This is a genomic window from Marinobacterium ramblicola (assembly GCF_019084545.1).
GTDB classification, from domain to species: domain Bacteria; phylum Pseudomonadota; class Gammaproteobacteria; order Pseudomonadales; family Balneatricaceae; genus Marinobacterium_D; species Marinobacterium_D ramblicola.
On the sequence record NZ_JAHREP010000013.1, the window covers coordinates 41,493 to 55,665 of the forward strand.

Consider the following 14,173-nt stretch of genomic DNA (forward strand, 5'->3'; position numbering starts at 1 on the left):
ACATCTTGTTGTTGTAATGTTCACCCTTTGGGATTGGGCGTCAGTGGAGAGTAAATGCTGAAACTGACCTGAACCTGACACAGCGGCGATTTAAAACTCTTTCCCCTACTTTTTCGTAACGACCTAGACATCCTTAGGCAGTTCGCATTAACTGAATAGGTTGGATCCCGGACCTACACCCACGTTATGCGCATTCTGCTAATTGAAGACAACACCGAACTGGCCAATGCCATAAGTGAGTATTTCGGCCATATTGGGCACCCGCTGGACTGGTGTGAATCGGCTGAGTCTGCTGAGAAACTCCTTGCCTATCAAAGCTTCGACATGTTGATTCTCGACATCAACCTGCCAGGCAAGAGCGGCTTTCAGTTGCTGAAACAGCTTCGCGCTCAAAGCGACGAGATTCCCGTTCTGGTTCTGACCGCCAGAGCCGAAGTCGATGATCGGGTCAGTGCTCTGGATATTGGCGCCGACGACTACATGGTCAAGCCTTTCGATTTCAGGGAACTGGCCGCCCGCTGTCGCGCCTTACTGCGTCGCGAACGCGGGAATGCCAGCAACCAGATCGTCTGCGGCAACCTGACCTACGATGCGTCAACCGCGGCCGTCACCCTGCATGGCGCACAGATCGATCTTCGCCACCGCGAGATACAGCTTTTAGAACTGCTGCTGAACAACCTCGACCATGTACTAACCAAAGAACAGATCGCAGACCGCTTGTACCGTTTTGATGAGGCGTACACGCCGAATGCGATCGAACAGGTGCTGACCCGCCTGCGCAAGAAACTTGCGGGATCATCGCTGCATATAAAAACCATTCGCGGACTCGGCTATCTTGCCCATGTGGATGATTAGCGGGCGTTATTCGCTACGAAAGCGGCTGCTTTCGGGGACGGCCGGTCTGATGCTGGGGGTTTTACTGGTGCTCAGTGCCGGCATATGGCAATACGCCAACAGAACCGCCGACATCTCCTATGATCGCCTGCTGACGGGATCCGCATTGGCCATCATCGAGCGTATTCGATCGCGCAACGGACAGGTTGAGGTGGACCTGCCCTATGCGGCGCTCGATATCCTCTCGCTAGCCCCCGATGACAAAGTCTATTACGTCGTCAGCGGTCCCGATAAACAATATTTGACCGGCTACCGGGACTTCCCGTCGCCGGAACGCTATACGCCGAGCGCCTCGCCTGTCTTCTATAACACCGATTATCTCAATGAACCGATCCGCGCCGTTGTAGTATCCAAACGGCTGGATGACCCGGGCGTATCAGGATGGGTAGAGGTGCGTATTGGGCAGAGCCGTAACGCCAGAAACTCCCTGTCCAACGAGATTCTCCTGGGCGAGATCGCCGTTCTCGTGCTCGTTATCACACTGGCGTTGGCGAGCCTCGCATTCGGCATAAACCGGACACTGTCCCCCCTCAACCAGTTATCACGCACGCTACGTGAACGCAGAGCCGACGAAATGGGACCTCTGCCCGATACCGATATAAAAGAGGTCAAACCGCTGATCGCATCCATCGATCAATACCGCACACGCCTGCAGTCCAATCTGGATATGATGCAGGTATTCATTGCGGATGCCTCTCATCAAATTCGAACGGCACTCAGCAGCGTTCAAGCACAACTTGATATGGCGGAAATGGAGCATGACAAGGATAAGCTTCAGAATCGATTGGCACTCATACGAAACCAGCACCGCAAGCTGACCCGACTGACCAGTCAGCTCCTCACCCACGCCCTGGTTGCACACCGACGCGATACCAATCAATTCCAGCCGGTAAAGCTGGACACCCTGCTCAGCGCCATACTGACATCCGAAGTGCGCGATCATGCCGACTCCAGTATCGAGTTCAACTATTCCAATACCCAGAGGGATCTGACGATCGATGCGGACCCTGTGAGCCTTAGAGAGTGCCTACGCAACCTGATCGATAATGCGATCAAATACGGGCCCGAAAACAACTCGATAACATTGGGTATCGACGTTGAAGCGGAACAGGTGAAAATTTTTGTTGAGGACCAGGGCCCCGGCATCCCGGATGAGATGCTTCAACGTGCAGTCTTGCGATTCGAACGAATCGAAACCGGAAAAAACACCCTGGGCTCAGGGCTTGGGCTGGCTATCGTCAATACGGTAACCGAAGCGCACGGAGGACAGCTCCACCTTAGCAACCGGCAGCCCCAGGGATTAAGGGTCGAACTGGTATTACCGCGGAGACGGATATGAACATCACTATTCGAGCGGCCATCGTCTGCCTGCTGTCGATATCCTCACTCCAGGCCGCCGAGCGTCGGATCGACTCCGATCAAGGCTTCGAGCAGTTCACAACATCAAAATCGGTCAAGCGTCTTGATATTTACAGTGCGACAGATACGCGCGCCATTAAACCGATTATCGAGGCCTTCGCACGCCGCCACCCCTACATAGACGTTCGCTACAACGAATACGAGTCGACTACGCTCTATAACGGTTTGACAAGCGGGAAGATCACAGGCGCCGATGTGGTGCTCAGTTCGGCCATGGACCTCCAGGTCAAACTCGTAAACGACGGCCACGCCAGAACGCTCAATATTCCCGAATCGATCGATTTGCCGGAATGGTCCCATTGGCGAAATGAGGCATTTGGCTTCACATTCGAACCGGTGGTCATTGCCTATAACAAGGCGTCGTTCAAGGATACCCCTGTACCCTCCAGCCACGAATCACTCGTAGATGCTCTGCGTAACGACCCTGAGCGGTACTACGAAAAGGTTGGCAGCTATGACATTCGTCTTTCAGGAGCCGGTTACTTCTTTGCCACCCACGATACCGTCGTATCCAGCATATCCGGCCGAATACTTGAAAGCCTCGCGCGTGCATCGTCACACACTTACTGTTGCACAAGTGACATGCTTGACGATTTGGTCGAAGGAAAGCTGGCGCTCGCTTATAACGTGCTCGGCTCTTATGCACTGGCCCGTGCCCGCAAAGACGACCGTATCGGCGTCATCATGCCGGAGGACTACACTCTCGTCATGTCGCGAATCGCGCTGGTCCCCAAACAGACTGACAACTTTGCCGCAGCACAAGCCTTTATACGATTTTTGCTGTCCAAGGAGGGGCAACAGATCATCGCCAGCAAAAGCAACCTGATCGCACTGCGCCCCGAGGTCACCGGCCCCTCATCGATTGCAGCAATAAGTGAAAAACGACAACTCAGATTTCACCCCATCAAGATCGGCCTTCCGGTGATGACCTTTCAAGACGAAATGAAGCGCGAGCGTTTTATCCGTGAGTGGTCGCAACTATTTGATGCCAGAGCACCCTAACCCAGGTATCACTCCGGCAAGTACGTTTATGCGTTGTCGGAACTACGCCCTTCCCATTTATCCGAGATCTGAATCGACCCGAGTTTCTTAGACACATTTCTCAATCCTGGACTTACCGGTCCAGGAAAACGCGGTAGTTAAGACGGCTTTCTCGATCTCATCCTTGGCAACTCCCGCCACCATATAGGGCTTTAGCATCTCAGCATGGCGCAGGTGCGCATAACCATAAAGCGTCGACCACATGGCCACCATCTGCTGTTTGAGCTGCATCTCATCCTCGATCTGCAACCGGCTTTTCACCAACGCACTTACTCGGTTGTACACCGCTTCCAACGCCTCACCAAACTCACTATCGGGTACCGCCTGCAACATCAAACCAGGATCGAACATCACTTGAAACAACAGCGGTTTACCCTCGGCAAACTCAAGAAAAGCCTTTCCGATTTCAGTTACCGAGAGATCAGTACCCAGGCGGCTTTCAAGCGGCTCAAGCGTCTCGCTCATTAAGATAAAACCCTTGGATGCCACCGCTGCAAGCAGTGAGTCCTTATCAGGAAAATGTCGGTAAGGAGCGCCGCGGGAAACATTGAGAGTATTCGCGAGCTCCCGCAGTGAGACTGCGTCCCGCCCTAACTCCACAACCACATCAAACGCTGCATCGATCAATGCCTGGCGGAGGTTTCCGTGATGGTAGTTATCGTTTTTTTTCATGTTTATCCGTTTGACCAATTGAACCCACAGCACTAAAGTAAGCACTGCTTACATTAAAAGAATAACACAGGTAGATGAGGATACTAGTAAGATGCCGTTTCTAAAAAACATATGGTACGTCGCCGCATGGGATAACGAAGTACCCAATGAAGGCCTGTTTACACGCACCCTCCTGAATACCCCGGTGCTGTTTTTTCGGGATGATAGCGGCAAGGTTCAGGCGATCCATGACCGCTGCCCGCACCGTTTCGCGCCGCTTTCCATGGGCCGCCACTGCGGCAACGCAGTACAGTGCGCCTACCACGGCCTTGAGTTCAACGGTAGCGGCGCCTGCTCCAAAAACCCGCATGGCGATGGCAAGATCCCCCGCGCGGCCAAGGTCGAAGCCTACCCTGTGGTGGAAAAATACAGTCTGATCTGGATCTGGATGGGCGATAAAGAGGCCGCCGACGAAGCGCTGATACCTGACTTCTCCTGCATGGACCCGGAGCGTTTCTACGTGGCCAAGCGCTATCTGCATGCCAAGGCCAACTATGTGCTGGAGTCCGATAATATCCTCGACCTATCGCATATCCAGTTTCTGCACCCCAGCACCTTGGGCAGTGACCATGTAAGCCAAGCGGTCACCAGCATCGAGCAGAACGAAAATACCGTTTGGTCATTCCGGCAGACAGTAAACGAAATCATGCCCGACTTTCTTTACCAGGCGATGGGCATCCCTCACGGCACCCGAGTGGATCGCTGGATCGACGTGCGCTGGGATACTCCGGCCAACATGCTCCTGCTCGCCGGAGCCACTCCGACCGGAGCACCGCGCAGTGACGGCACGGAAACCCCGCTGCCACACCTGTTCAGCCCGGAAACGGACACAACAACCCACTACTGGTTCGCGTTCCCGATACCGGTAGAGATGGGCGAACAGGGCGCGGCGATCGCCGAGCAGCAGGTATCAGGCCTCTATGTGCCGTTCAGCACAGAAGACCTGCCGATGCTTGAAGCCCAGCAGAAGATGATGGGCGATAACGAGTTCTGGGATTTGAAGCCAATCCTGCTAGCGAGTGATGCCGCCGCGGTCCGCGCCCGCCGAGTGCTGGACAAGATGATCGTCGAAGAAGGAGAAACCATACGGTCCTAAAGCGGTAATGCGAAACTTGTTATCGCCCCCTCTGTCAGGACTGTGTCGCCCCTTCATGATTAAGAGAGTGTAACTAAGGTGACGACATCAATCCTGACAGAGGGGGCTACACAATAATCCGAAATGGAAGAACGATCTTGATCTTAGCGTCCGTCGCACACGACAAGTCTAAATACGGAAATGGACGACGGAGGTTTCCAGGTTCGCCGCCAACTGCTCCAACCGAACCGCTGCACTGGCTGTATCGACGACTAAACCGGCATTCTTCTCCACCATCTTCGCAATATCATCCACCTTCCTCGCGATGTGCGTCCCCCCTTCGCTCTGCTCCTTGACTGCCGCGGCTATACCATCGATCTCACGGGTAGTAGTCTCCACCGCCTCCCCCGCTGTAACCATGGTCTGATACAGAACATCAAGCTGATCGAGGGTCGAGGATAACGAACGATGTCCCGACTGCAATGATGTGTAAACAGCTTTCGAGCGACCATCCAGCGCCGCCGTTACCTCCTCAATATTACTGGCAGAGGTGCTTGAGTGCTCAGCCAGCTTGCGAACTTCATCTGCAACTACCGCAAAACCTCGACCCAGTTCACCGGCGCGGGCTGCCTCTATTGCGGCATTCAGCGCTAGTAAGTTGGTCTGCTCGGCAATCTCTTTAACTTGGCGGGTCAGATCCGATATCGCAGCTGTTCTTTGTAGAAAGTCTTCAACGGACGCTTGAATCTCTCCAAATGAGCGCTGAACACGTTCAGCTTCCACATTCATTTTTTCCAAGGCTTCTCTTCCAGCCAGTGTGGCCTGCAAGCTTTTCGCTGCACTCTCGCGTACCTGCTCCGTACCACTGGATATAGAGATGATGCTGCTACTCATCTGTTCCATGGTCGCCGCGACCGCTTCAGTCGCTTCCGATTGCTGAGCGGCACCTCGCGTGGCTTCGTGCGTATCGACAGTAAGGCTTTGGGCCGAGGAGGCGAGCTCTTGGGCACCACCGAGCACGGTTTTTACAAGGGCCTGAAAACCATCGACCAACTGATTGAACGCTTGTCCACTCTGCGCAACTTCATCCCGACCGACAACCAATACGCGATGGGTCAGATCGCCGGACTGCATCTCGTGTGCCGCCGTACGAATCGCGTTTACCGCCCCGACAATCTGTGCACGTATAGCGATGGCGCAGGCAAGGGAGAGTACAACCGCCAGACACACCGCGCCGGCCAAAAGCGTAACGGCTTGGTCCGCAAGATGTATGGCGGCCTCGTAATCCTCCCCGCTATAACGCTCTTGAATCTCATTAAGTCTCCGGGCAGCGTTGAGAAAGTTACCGAACCAGCTCCATACCATCGTGAACTGGCCATCACCCCTGGGCGTTGATCCTCCGACGACCATCTCAAAAAAGGGCTCCAACGAATCGCCATACCCGCTCAGCGCCGTTAGCATATCGTTATAAGCCACTTGCTCATCTTCACTAATGCCCGACTCTTGAGAGGCGGCCTGGAACGCCTCTCTAGCCGTCAAAATGCCCTGCCTTATCGCATCGACATCCGCCTGCAAATAGTCGAAAGAAGTTTCTCCAGCTTCAAATGCACTTTGGAAGTCTGCCCGCAACAGAAAAAGATCTTCATTGATCGAGCGCACATCGTTAATACCGGAGGTGGTCGTCAGCAAACGCTGTATACGTGTTTCATAAATGCTTTTTAAGGCACCATTCTGGGTTTTGAGACCGTAGTAAGCTGCGGCCGCGACCAATATAAGCAACGCGGTTACGAGAGCAGGTGTGACAAGCAACTTTGTACCGATCGAGTAGCGGCCGAGGAATTTCATGATTGTAGTTCCACCTTCATTATTATTGTGTTGGGTGTTGAGTATTCGGCAACGACGATCAAGGGCGATTTGCACTCGCACTTGCTGCCAACGCACGTGATACCAACGCGTTGAGGTCACCGTCATGAACGAACCCGGCCGCATCCGCCGATGGCGTTTCCAAAGGCGGAAAACCACCAAACAGTTTTTCGATGAGCTCCACCGGTTGCCAGCTCACCAAGGGCTGAGCATCTACGCCGTATTCTTCGGAAATCGCATCAACCAGTTCAGCCATGGAAAAGCGCAGCGTCGGCAGCGTAAAAGTGCGCGGACCCGCTGCCCCTTTTAAGTCAGCAACAGCAGCATGTAACAGGTTCTCGACCACGCAGGGTAAAGAGGACGCCCAGGTAGTGGCTCCCGGTGATGTCGGACAGACAAAAGGACGACCGGCCGATAACTCACGAATGATATCGCTCATAAACGCCGATAGTTGTCCCGCAGGCCCGGCCGGTCTCGCCAGCACCCCGGGCAAGCGGAGCGAGCGGCCATCGACCCAGCCCCGACGACTGAAGTCTTCCACCAACACCTCGCCAATAACTTTCTGCGCACCGTAGGTCATCTGCGGCCGAAGCGGTGTTTCATCGGTTACCCGCGAAGGGAACTCACCGAATACGGCAATGCTGCTCGCAAATACGAACTTCACCGCATTGGAGCCGGATTCTGCCTGTTCCTTGCAAAGTTCCAGCAGCGTCAGCGTCGCATTTAGATTCACTGCACGCGCCAAAGCATAATGCTTTTCCGCCGTACCGCCGGGAACACTGGCGAGGTGGAACGTGACATCTATCGGAGAGTTTGCCAGCACCGATCGAACCCAGGCTTCGTCGGCAAGGTCACCTGCATGCCGGTAGACGAAATCGGGTACGGGTGCCATATCCTCAAAGTTGAGATCCAATAGCGTCAACCTCGTTACGGAGTGCTCACCTAACCTGCGACCTTGTTGGATCTCTCGCGCCAAAGCCTGTCCGACGAAACCGTTCGCACCCGTGATGACCACATGCATTCGCCACCTCCTATCCGTTGGCTTTAACGACACGCTGGTTGATCACGCCAAAGGGACCATCCCGACCATCGTCGAACTTCGCCTGCATACGCACAGAATCACCGAACTTCATAAATCCCGTACGAATTTCACCCAGGTCGAGCTTTTCTATAACCCTACGCTCAGCGATACACGCAGAGCCTGCAGCTCGGGATTCATTGGATACGGTGCCGGACCCCAGCACGGTGCCGGCGCTGAGTTTTCGTGTTCTGGCAGCGTGGGCGATCAACTCACCGAATGAGAAGCCCATCTCCTGGCCATGAGGGGAGCCGAAACGCTCGCCGTTCCACTCCAAGTGAAGACTCATTTTCACGCGACCATCCGCCCAGGCATCTCCCAGTTCGTCGGGTGTAACCGCTACAGGTGCAAAGCTGCTCGAAGGCTTGGCCTGGAGAAAGCCGAATCCGGTTTTCATCTCCCGGGGTCCCAACGCACGCAGGCTCCAGTCATTGATCTGAACCAGCAGACGCACGCGGTCAAGGGCTTGCTCTGGCGTCACTGACATCGGCACCGAGTCGAGTACGACACCGAACTCACCCTCAAAATCGATGCCGTCCAGTTCGCTGGGCATCGGTATGTCGTCATGGGGGCCATAGAAATCGTCGCTTGCGCCCTGATACATCACCGGGATCGTGTCGAAGTCAGGGATAGGATCGGTATTGAACGCACGTTCCATCAGGTGTCCATGGTTCAGGAACGCGGAGGCATCCAACCACTGAGGGCTGCGCGGCAATGGCGCACCACACTGGCCGGGATCAAACGCAAATGCGTTGGAAAGCTCGCCCCGATTGAGCTGTTGGTAAAGAGTATTGAGCGGCGCTTCCACCTCGTGCCATTGCTGCAACGCTTGCAGCAATGTCGGTGCGATCGGGCTTGCATCAACGGCAGTGCGAAGATCGGTCGATACCACAATCAAGCGTCCGTCCAGGTCGCCGTTTTTCAAAGTCGCTAGTTTCATTTTTATTGGTCCCTAGTCATTAACGGGAAAACAGATTTCGGTAGAGTGTCCCAATTAGCCGCCATCACTGATCAGCGTGCCGCCGTCGACCACCAGATTTTGTCCGGTAATGAATGCGCCGGCGGCGCTGGCCAACATCACTCCGACGCCCGCTATCTCATGCGGCTCACCAACACGACGAAGCGGCGTCATCGCGAGACGGCGCTCCATGAAGCCGGCGTTTTCAAGCAGCTCAGCGGCCAAAGGCGTTCGAATAAGGCCTGGGGAGATGGCATTGACGCGGATATTGTTGGGCCCCCATTCCACCGCCAAATTACGGGCCAACTGCGCGAGCCCTGCCTTGGCCAGGCCATAGAGTCCAATCGCCTTGTTGCCGCGCAAACCGGCGATGCTCGACATCAGGATCACCGAACCGCCGCCTCGGCTCGCCATTCTAGGCAAAACGGCGGAGGTTAGTAGCAGTGCACTTCGAAGATTGATCCCCATGACCTGATCCCAGTCCGCTGATGTGGTTTCGCCCAACGGGCCTGCCGGCCCCTGAACGCCGGCGTTACAGACCAGAATATCGACTCGCCCCCAGACCGCTTCGGCCCGGCTCGCCAGTGCACGAGTACTGTCCGGATCAGACAGATCGCAAGACAGCGCTGCTGCCGGGTAACCCGCTTGCTGCAGGCGCTCTACAGTTGCGTTACAACGCTCCAGGTCATGGTCGGATACAAGCAGGCGGGCGCCAGCTTCTGCCATGGCGGAAACGATTGCGCTACCGAGGCCTCCGGTGGCACCGGTTATCAGCGCGACCTTGCCTGCAAGGCTAAACAGATTGCTCCGCTCCATAGCGTCAGGCCCTGCGTGCCGCCAGCGCCGATGCCAGCGCCGGCTCATACTCGCCATCAATGAGGATGAACAACATGCGACACATCTTGCCGGAACGGTTCGCCCAGGCATGATTGGTTCCGCGCTGGACCACAACGCTACCTTCACGAAGCAGCACGTCGGAATCGTCCAGCACCAACGTCATTTCGCCTTCGATCACCACGCCGTAGTCCACCGATTCGGTGCGATGCATCAGCGGATGGGGAGAATCCGCTTTCACGGTGGACGCCTTTTCATCACCAATCTGTGAAAAGGCACCTTTCATGTTGTCGGATCCATGCGCCAGGAACTCTTCCGTATCGGGCGGGATATCGACAAAACGGATACGGGTGCCCTGTTTGGGAGGCGGCAGCATAATGTCGCCCAGCGTGGGATCGGCGCCGTTATCGATGATCACCGGCGTCGTTTCGGTACTCCAGACCTCGTGGAAAACAGTCCCTGGAATCGCCTCTATTTCGACCACCTTCGGCAAAGGCCCGTTACTGGTAATGATCGCCCTGCCCTCGCTGTCATGGCCGGTCACTACACGGTGTATCTCTGGAAAGCTCATTACATTTACTCCTGGTTTCAATTCGCGGTACTCGCTAAAACGGTTCTGAAACCCAGATGGGTAACCCCCAGATCAGCATCCTGGGGATGGCGGGCCGCGGCCCGGTAACGGACGCAGAAATCGGTTGCACAGAGAAAGGAGCCGCCCTTGATCACGCGGGGATCCAGATCCTGCTCGGCTCCGGCAATCAGAGCCTCCGGCTGACCAAGGCCATGCTCCTGACGTGGCCCCCTATAGGGATCTATGGTCCACTCCCAGACATTGCCGATCATGTCGTACAGGCCATAACCGTTGGCGGGAAAGCAGCCTACCGGTGCGCGACTAACAAAACCGTCATCTTCGGTATTCATGAAGGGGAAAACGCCCTGCCAGTAGTTCGCGCTGGCCTGGCCGTCTGCGTCACGGGGCTCTCGTTCCAGCAACTCCGGATCACCGCCACCCAGCGCCGCCCACTCCCACTGGGATTCGGTCGGCAACGTCCTGCCAAGCCAGTCCGCGTACGCCTTGGCATCCGCCAGGGTGACGTTGACGACCGGATGATTCTTGCGGCCCTCCAGATCACTGTCAGGTCCCTCGGGGTGACGCCAATCTGCACCCTTCCGGTAGTGCCACCAACCGTTGTACTCAAGCGGCTTATCCTGGGGCGGGGCTCTGAATACCACTGCGCCCCCGTCGCGCTCGGCTTCGGTCACATAGCCTGTAGCACTCACGAATGCCGCAAACTGAGCATTGGTAACTTCCGTGCGATCGATCCAGAACGCATCGACCTGGACCGCCCCAGCCGGTTGCTCATCCGGATAGCCGCTATGGGTGCCGGGCGTGAATACGCCAGTCGGTATCCGTTCCATGCCTGCATGCAGATCCTTGCCGAACCCCTCAGGCAGGCCATCGAAGCCACCGCAACTGATCGCTGACCTGGGAGTGACGGTTTGCGTTGGCTGAACGCTGCTCATTACACTCATGCTGAGCGAAAAGCCGATCGCCAGACTAAGCCCAGCGAGCCCCCCTGTTTTCAAGTAGCCGCCGGTCATTCTGCTACCTCAACGACCACTGTAGGTTTGGGCTTGCTCAACAACGCCCGCCCTTTCGATATAAGCACCACGTTCCTTCAGCAATTCAGACAGGGTATCTGGATATTGCTGGGACAGATCGGTTGTCTCGCCGCGATCCTGTTCGATATTGAACAGTTTGAAGGGCACGTCATCACGCATTATTGGACGCAGATCCAGCGAGGGTTGCTGACTGAGTTTCCAGGGTCCCTTAACCACGTAACTGGCGCCCATAAGCTCATCGGCTATCACGTCGTCCTTCGACCGAACCGCCGCAAACGCTTCCGGCTGACGAAGCGCCGACAACAGCGAAACACCTTCGATGGGATGCACGGTGCGGCCGTTGTACACGCTGCCCGGATTCGCGATACCTGCGATATCCAGCAGTGTGGGCAGAATATCGGTAACGTGCAGTCTTGCATCACTGGTGGGCCGGCCGCTCTCCTGCTGCGGAAGCCGTACAATAAGAGGAGCAGAGGTACCTCCCTCCGCACCGGTGAAGCCTTTGAACAGGCGGAACGGGGCGGCACTGACTTCGGCCCAGCGGGCACCGTACGCCACCGCGGAACCCGGGTGCCCGAGGTTGTCAAAACCGTTATCCACCTGGGTTCCCGGAATCGGCAGAATGAAGGCATCCGCACCTTCGGCACCGTTATCGGACATGAACATGATCAAGGTATTGTCATATTCGCCAATCTGCTTCAGATGATCGATCAGGCGTCCGACATGCCGATCCAGATTGGTGATCATGGCGGCGTAGATTTCCATCACCCGCGCCTCTTTGGATCTCTCCTCATCGCTGAGTTCGTGCCAGCGTTTCGGGCCTGTGCCCCCTTCGGAGGGCCCCGGCACACCGGCACTGGGCTGCATTGCCTGGGGAATAAGGCCGAGCGCCTTCATCCGTGCCACTCGCGCCTCTCTGATTGCTGCATATCCGGCGTCATACTCGCCCTTGTGTTGGGCAATATCTTCGGCCGGTGCTTGTAACGGCCAGTGCGGAGCGGTGTATGCGGCATAGGCAAAGAACGGTTTGCCATCATTTCGACCGGAGTCGATGTAGCCGATCAACTTGTCGGTGTAGGCTTCGGTCGAAAAGAAATTTTCCGGGAGCTGCTTTGACGGAAAGACGCGCTCATTCTCCGCGTACATGACCAAATCGAGCGGTGTAGGAGGATTCGTAGGGGCGAAATGTGCAGCACCGCCATTGATCAGCGAAAACGACTGCTCGAAGCCACGGGCGTAAGGCAGCGCTTCCGGCTTGATCTTGAACCAGCTTTTGCGCTCATCAGTTGGTGCTGTGGTCTCATACGCGAGGTGCCATTTACCCACCATGTAGGTGTGATAGCCACCATCGCGCAGTAACTCCGCCATTGATAACGCTTTGGGGCTCAAATAGCCTTGATACCCCTCAGGGATGTTATCGAAGTCGTACGTGTTGGAACGGCCCCAAGGCGCATTGAACGGTTTGTTCTGGACGATATTCAGCCCCACGACTTCAGCCATATTACCCAGCCCGGCCAAGTGGTGATCCACGCCGGACAAAAGACTGGCCCGGGTCGGCGAGCACACCGCAGCTGTATGGAAGTTGGTCAGAATACGGCCACTACTGGCCAATGCATCGATATTAGGGGTCTGGATCTCGCTGCCGAAGGCACTCAGGTCAGAGTATCCAAGGTCATCCGCCACGATTACCAGAATGTTGGGGCGACGGTCGGCCACATTTGACTGGTCCGCGATGGCGACGGCGGCAAACAGAGTGCAGCCCGATAGCGCCAGCGGCGCGATCAAGCGTCTAGTGGATCTAAATATCGCAATGTTCGTCATGTTGGATAGGGGCTCTTGTTGTTATTCGTTCTCAAAGATGGCTACTGCGCGGGTCCAGCCTGCCGACGCTCCGCGAATCTTGTGCGGAAAACAGCTGATCATGAATCCCGAATCGGGTAATGCCTCCAGGTTGTGGAGTTTTTCCAGGTGGCAGTAACCGATATCCCGGCCGGCCTTGTGCCCTTCCCAGATCAGGCTTTTGTCTCCGGTCTGGGCGATCTTTTCCGCTGTGTAGGAGAATGGCGCATCCCAACTCCAGGCATCGGTACCGGTGAGGCGGACACCGCGTTGAAGCAGATACATGGTCGCTTCATACCCCATACCACAGCCGGCGGACACATAATCCGAGTATCCGTATCGGCTACCGGCACGCGTATTGACCAACACGATATCCAGCGGCTGTAACTCGTAACCGATCCGTTTCAGCTCAGCCTCAACGTCAGCTGCCGTGGCTACGTAACCATCCGGGAAATGGCGGAAATCCAGTTTTACACCGGGCTGGAAACACCACGCCAACGGCACCTGATCTATGGTCATCGACGGCTTGCGCTCACCCAGCGCCGCATCCTGGGTGGAGTGAAAGTGGTATGGCGCATCCAGGTGGGTGCCGTTATGGGTGTTACAGGTGACCCACTCAGCGGCAGCCGCCTCACCGTCGGGGTAATCGGCCGCTTCGGTACCCGGTATCATCGCCATGAACTCGGGTAACGTATCCTGATGGGTCTGATAGGTAATTTTCGGCGCCAGAGGAGGCGGGTCCGACAGCACATCGTTTTCGAGGTAGATCGACAGGTCTACAAAGCGCCGCTTGGCTTTCGTAATCATCAGTTAAGTCCTGAACCGGAAATGGATAAGG

The 14,173-nt window shown here is 56.0% G+C and carries 13 protein-coding genes; 4 read left to right on the plus strand and 9 right to left on the minus strand.

Going from position 1 to position 14,173, the window contains the following annotated elements; all coding sequences use genetic code 11:
• Positions 1 to 186: 186 nt before the first annotated feature.
• Genes KQ940_RS11475 through KQ940_RS11485 form a run of 3 tightly spaced genes read left to right on the plus strand, consistent with a single transcriptional unit; the run spans position 187 to position 3,315 of the window.
• On the plus strand, positions 187 to 855 hold the full coding sequence (locus KQ940_RS11475) for a response regulator transcription factor (protein WP_217413767.1): 669 nt from the start codon (positions 187 to 189) through the stop codon (positions 853 to 855).
• 49 nt (positions 856 to 904) lie between these two features.
• Complete coding sequence (locus tag KQ940_RS11480; protein WP_246589999.1) at positions 905 to 2,233, plus strand: sensor histidine kinase; 1,329 nt, start codon at positions 905 to 907, stop codon at positions 2,231 to 2,233.
• Entirely contained in the window at positions 2,230 to 3,315 is a 1,086-nt protein-coding gene (locus KQ940_RS11485; protein WP_217413769.1) for an ABC transporter substrate-binding protein, read from the plus strand. Before KQ940_RS11480 ends, KQ940_RS11485 begins: the two co-directional genes overlap by 4 nt.
• Positions 3,316 to 3,402: 87 nt before the next feature.
• Here the strand turns inward: KQ940_RS11485 and KQ940_RS11490 are convergent, their stop codons facing one another.
• Entirely contained in the window at positions 3,403 to 4,026 is a 624-nt protein-coding gene (locus tag KQ940_RS11490; protein WP_217413770.1) for a TetR/AcrR family transcriptional regulator, read from the minus strand.
• Positions 4,027 to 4,117: 91 nt separating this feature from the next.
• Here KQ940_RS11490 and KQ940_RS11495 point away from each other — a divergent pair, with 91 nt between their 5' ends.
• Positions 4,118 to 5,161, plus strand: coding sequence for an aromatic ring-hydroxylating oxygenase subunit alpha (locus KQ940_RS11495; RefSeq protein ID WP_217413771.1), 1,044 nt, complete (start codon positions 4,118 to 4,120; stop codon positions 5,159 to 5,161).
• Between the two features lie 168 nt (positions 5,162 to 5,329).
• Here KQ940_RS11495 and KQ940_RS11500 read toward each other — a convergent pair whose 3' ends face one another.
• From KQ940_RS11500 to KQ940_RS11535, 8 genes are read right to left on the minus strand one after another with little or no spacing between them, the layout of a single operon-like run.
• Positions 5,330 to 6,985, minus strand: a complete 1,656-nt coding sequence (locus KQ940_RS11500) for a methyl-accepting chemotaxis protein (RefSeq protein ID WP_217413772.1) — start codon at positions 6,983 to 6,985, stop codon at positions 5,330 to 5,332.
• A 58-nt stretch (positions 6,986 to 7,043) separates the two neighbouring features.
• The gene (locus KQ940_RS11505) at positions 7,044 to 8,024 is read right to left on the minus strand and encodes an NAD-dependent epimerase/dehydratase family protein (protein WP_217413773.1); all 981 of its coding nucleotides are present in this window, start codon (positions 8,022 to 8,024) and stop codon (positions 7,044 to 7,046) included.
• A gap of 10 nt (positions 8,025 to 8,034) precedes the next feature.
• Entirely contained in the window at positions 8,035 to 9,021 is a 987-nt protein-coding gene (locus KQ940_RS11510; protein ID WP_217413774.1) for a fumarylacetoacetate hydrolase family protein, read from the minus strand.
• 54 nt (positions 9,022 to 9,075) lie between these two features.
• Positions 9,076 to 9,855: an SDR family NAD(P)-dependent oxidoreductase gene (locus KQ940_RS11515; protein ID WP_217413775.1), complete on the minus strand. Its 780-nt coding sequence runs from the start codon at positions 9,853 to 9,855 to the stop codon at positions 9,076 to 9,078.
• A 4-nt stretch (positions 9,856 to 9,859) separates the two neighbouring features.
• Entirely contained in the window at positions 9,860 to 10,444 is a 585-nt protein-coding gene (locus tag KQ940_RS11520) for a cupin domain-containing protein (protein WP_217413776.1), read from the minus strand.
• A gap of 17 nt (positions 10,445 to 10,461) precedes the next feature.
• Positions 10,462 to 11,475, minus strand: a complete 1,014-nt coding sequence (locus KQ940_RS11525) for a formylglycine-generating enzyme family protein (protein ID WP_217413777.1) — start codon at positions 11,473 to 11,475, stop codon at positions 10,462 to 10,464.
• Between the two features lie 9 nt (positions 11,476 to 11,484).
• On the minus strand, positions 11,485 to 13,281 hold the full coding sequence (locus KQ940_RS11530) for an arylsulfatase (protein ID WP_217413778.1): 1,797 nt from the start codon (positions 13,279 to 13,281) through the stop codon (positions 11,485 to 11,487).
• A gap of 57 nt (positions 13,282 to 13,338) precedes the next feature.
• Positions 13,339 to 14,142, minus strand: coding sequence for a cyclase family protein (locus KQ940_RS11535; RefSeq protein ID WP_217413779.1), 804 nt, complete (start codon positions 14,140 to 14,142; stop codon positions 13,339 to 13,341).
• Positions 14,143 to 14,173: the final 31 nt, after the last annotated feature.

Bases quoted from the DNA above. Each gene is read 5' to 3' on its own strand.
- KQ940_RS11495 (WP_217413771.1), top strand. From the start codon at position 4,118: ATGCCGTTTCTAAAAAACATATGGTACGTCGCCGCATGGGATAACGAA.
- KQ940_RS11485 (WP_217413769.1), top strand. From the start codon at position 2,230: ATGAACATCACTATTCGAGCGGCCATCGTCTGCCTGCTGTCGATATCC.
- KQ940_RS11535 (WP_217413779.1), bottom strand. From the start codon at position 14,142: ATGATTACGAAAGCCAAGCGGCGCTTTGTAGACCTGTCGATCTACCTC.
- KQ940_RS11510 (WP_217413774.1), bottom strand. From the start codon at position 9,021: ATGAAACTAGCGACTTTGAAAAACGGCGACCTGGACGGACGCTTGATT.
- KQ940_RS11515 (WP_217413775.1), bottom strand. From the start codon at position 9,855: ATGGAGCGGAGCAATCTGTTTAGCCTTGCAGGCAAGGTCGCGCTGATA.
- KQ940_RS11475 (WP_217413767.1), top strand. From the start codon at position 187: ATGCGCATTCTGCTAATTGAAGACAACACCGAACTGGCCAATGCCATA.
- KQ940_RS11500 (WP_217413772.1), bottom strand. From the start codon at position 6,985: ATGAAATTCCTCGGCCGCTACTCGATCGGTACAAAGTTGCTTGTCACA.
- KQ940_RS11490 (WP_217413770.1), bottom strand. From the start codon at position 4,026: ATGAAAAAAAACGATAACTACCATCACGGAAACCTCCGCCAGGCATTG.
- KQ940_RS11480 (WP_246589999.1), top strand. From the start codon at position 905: ATGCTGGGGGTTTTACTGGTGCTCAGTGCCGGCATATGGCAATACGCC.
- KQ940_RS11505 (WP_217413773.1), bottom strand. From the start codon at position 8,024: ATGCATGTGGTCATCACGGGTGCGAACGGTTTCGTCGGACAGGCTTTG.
- KQ940_RS11520 (WP_217413776.1), bottom strand. From the start codon at position 10,444: ATGAGCTTTCCAGAGATACACCGTGTAGTGACCGGCCATGACAGCGAG.
- KQ940_RS11525 (WP_217413777.1), bottom strand. From the start codon at position 11,475: ATGACCGGCGGCTACTTGAAAACAGGGGGGCTCGCTGGGCTTAGTCTG.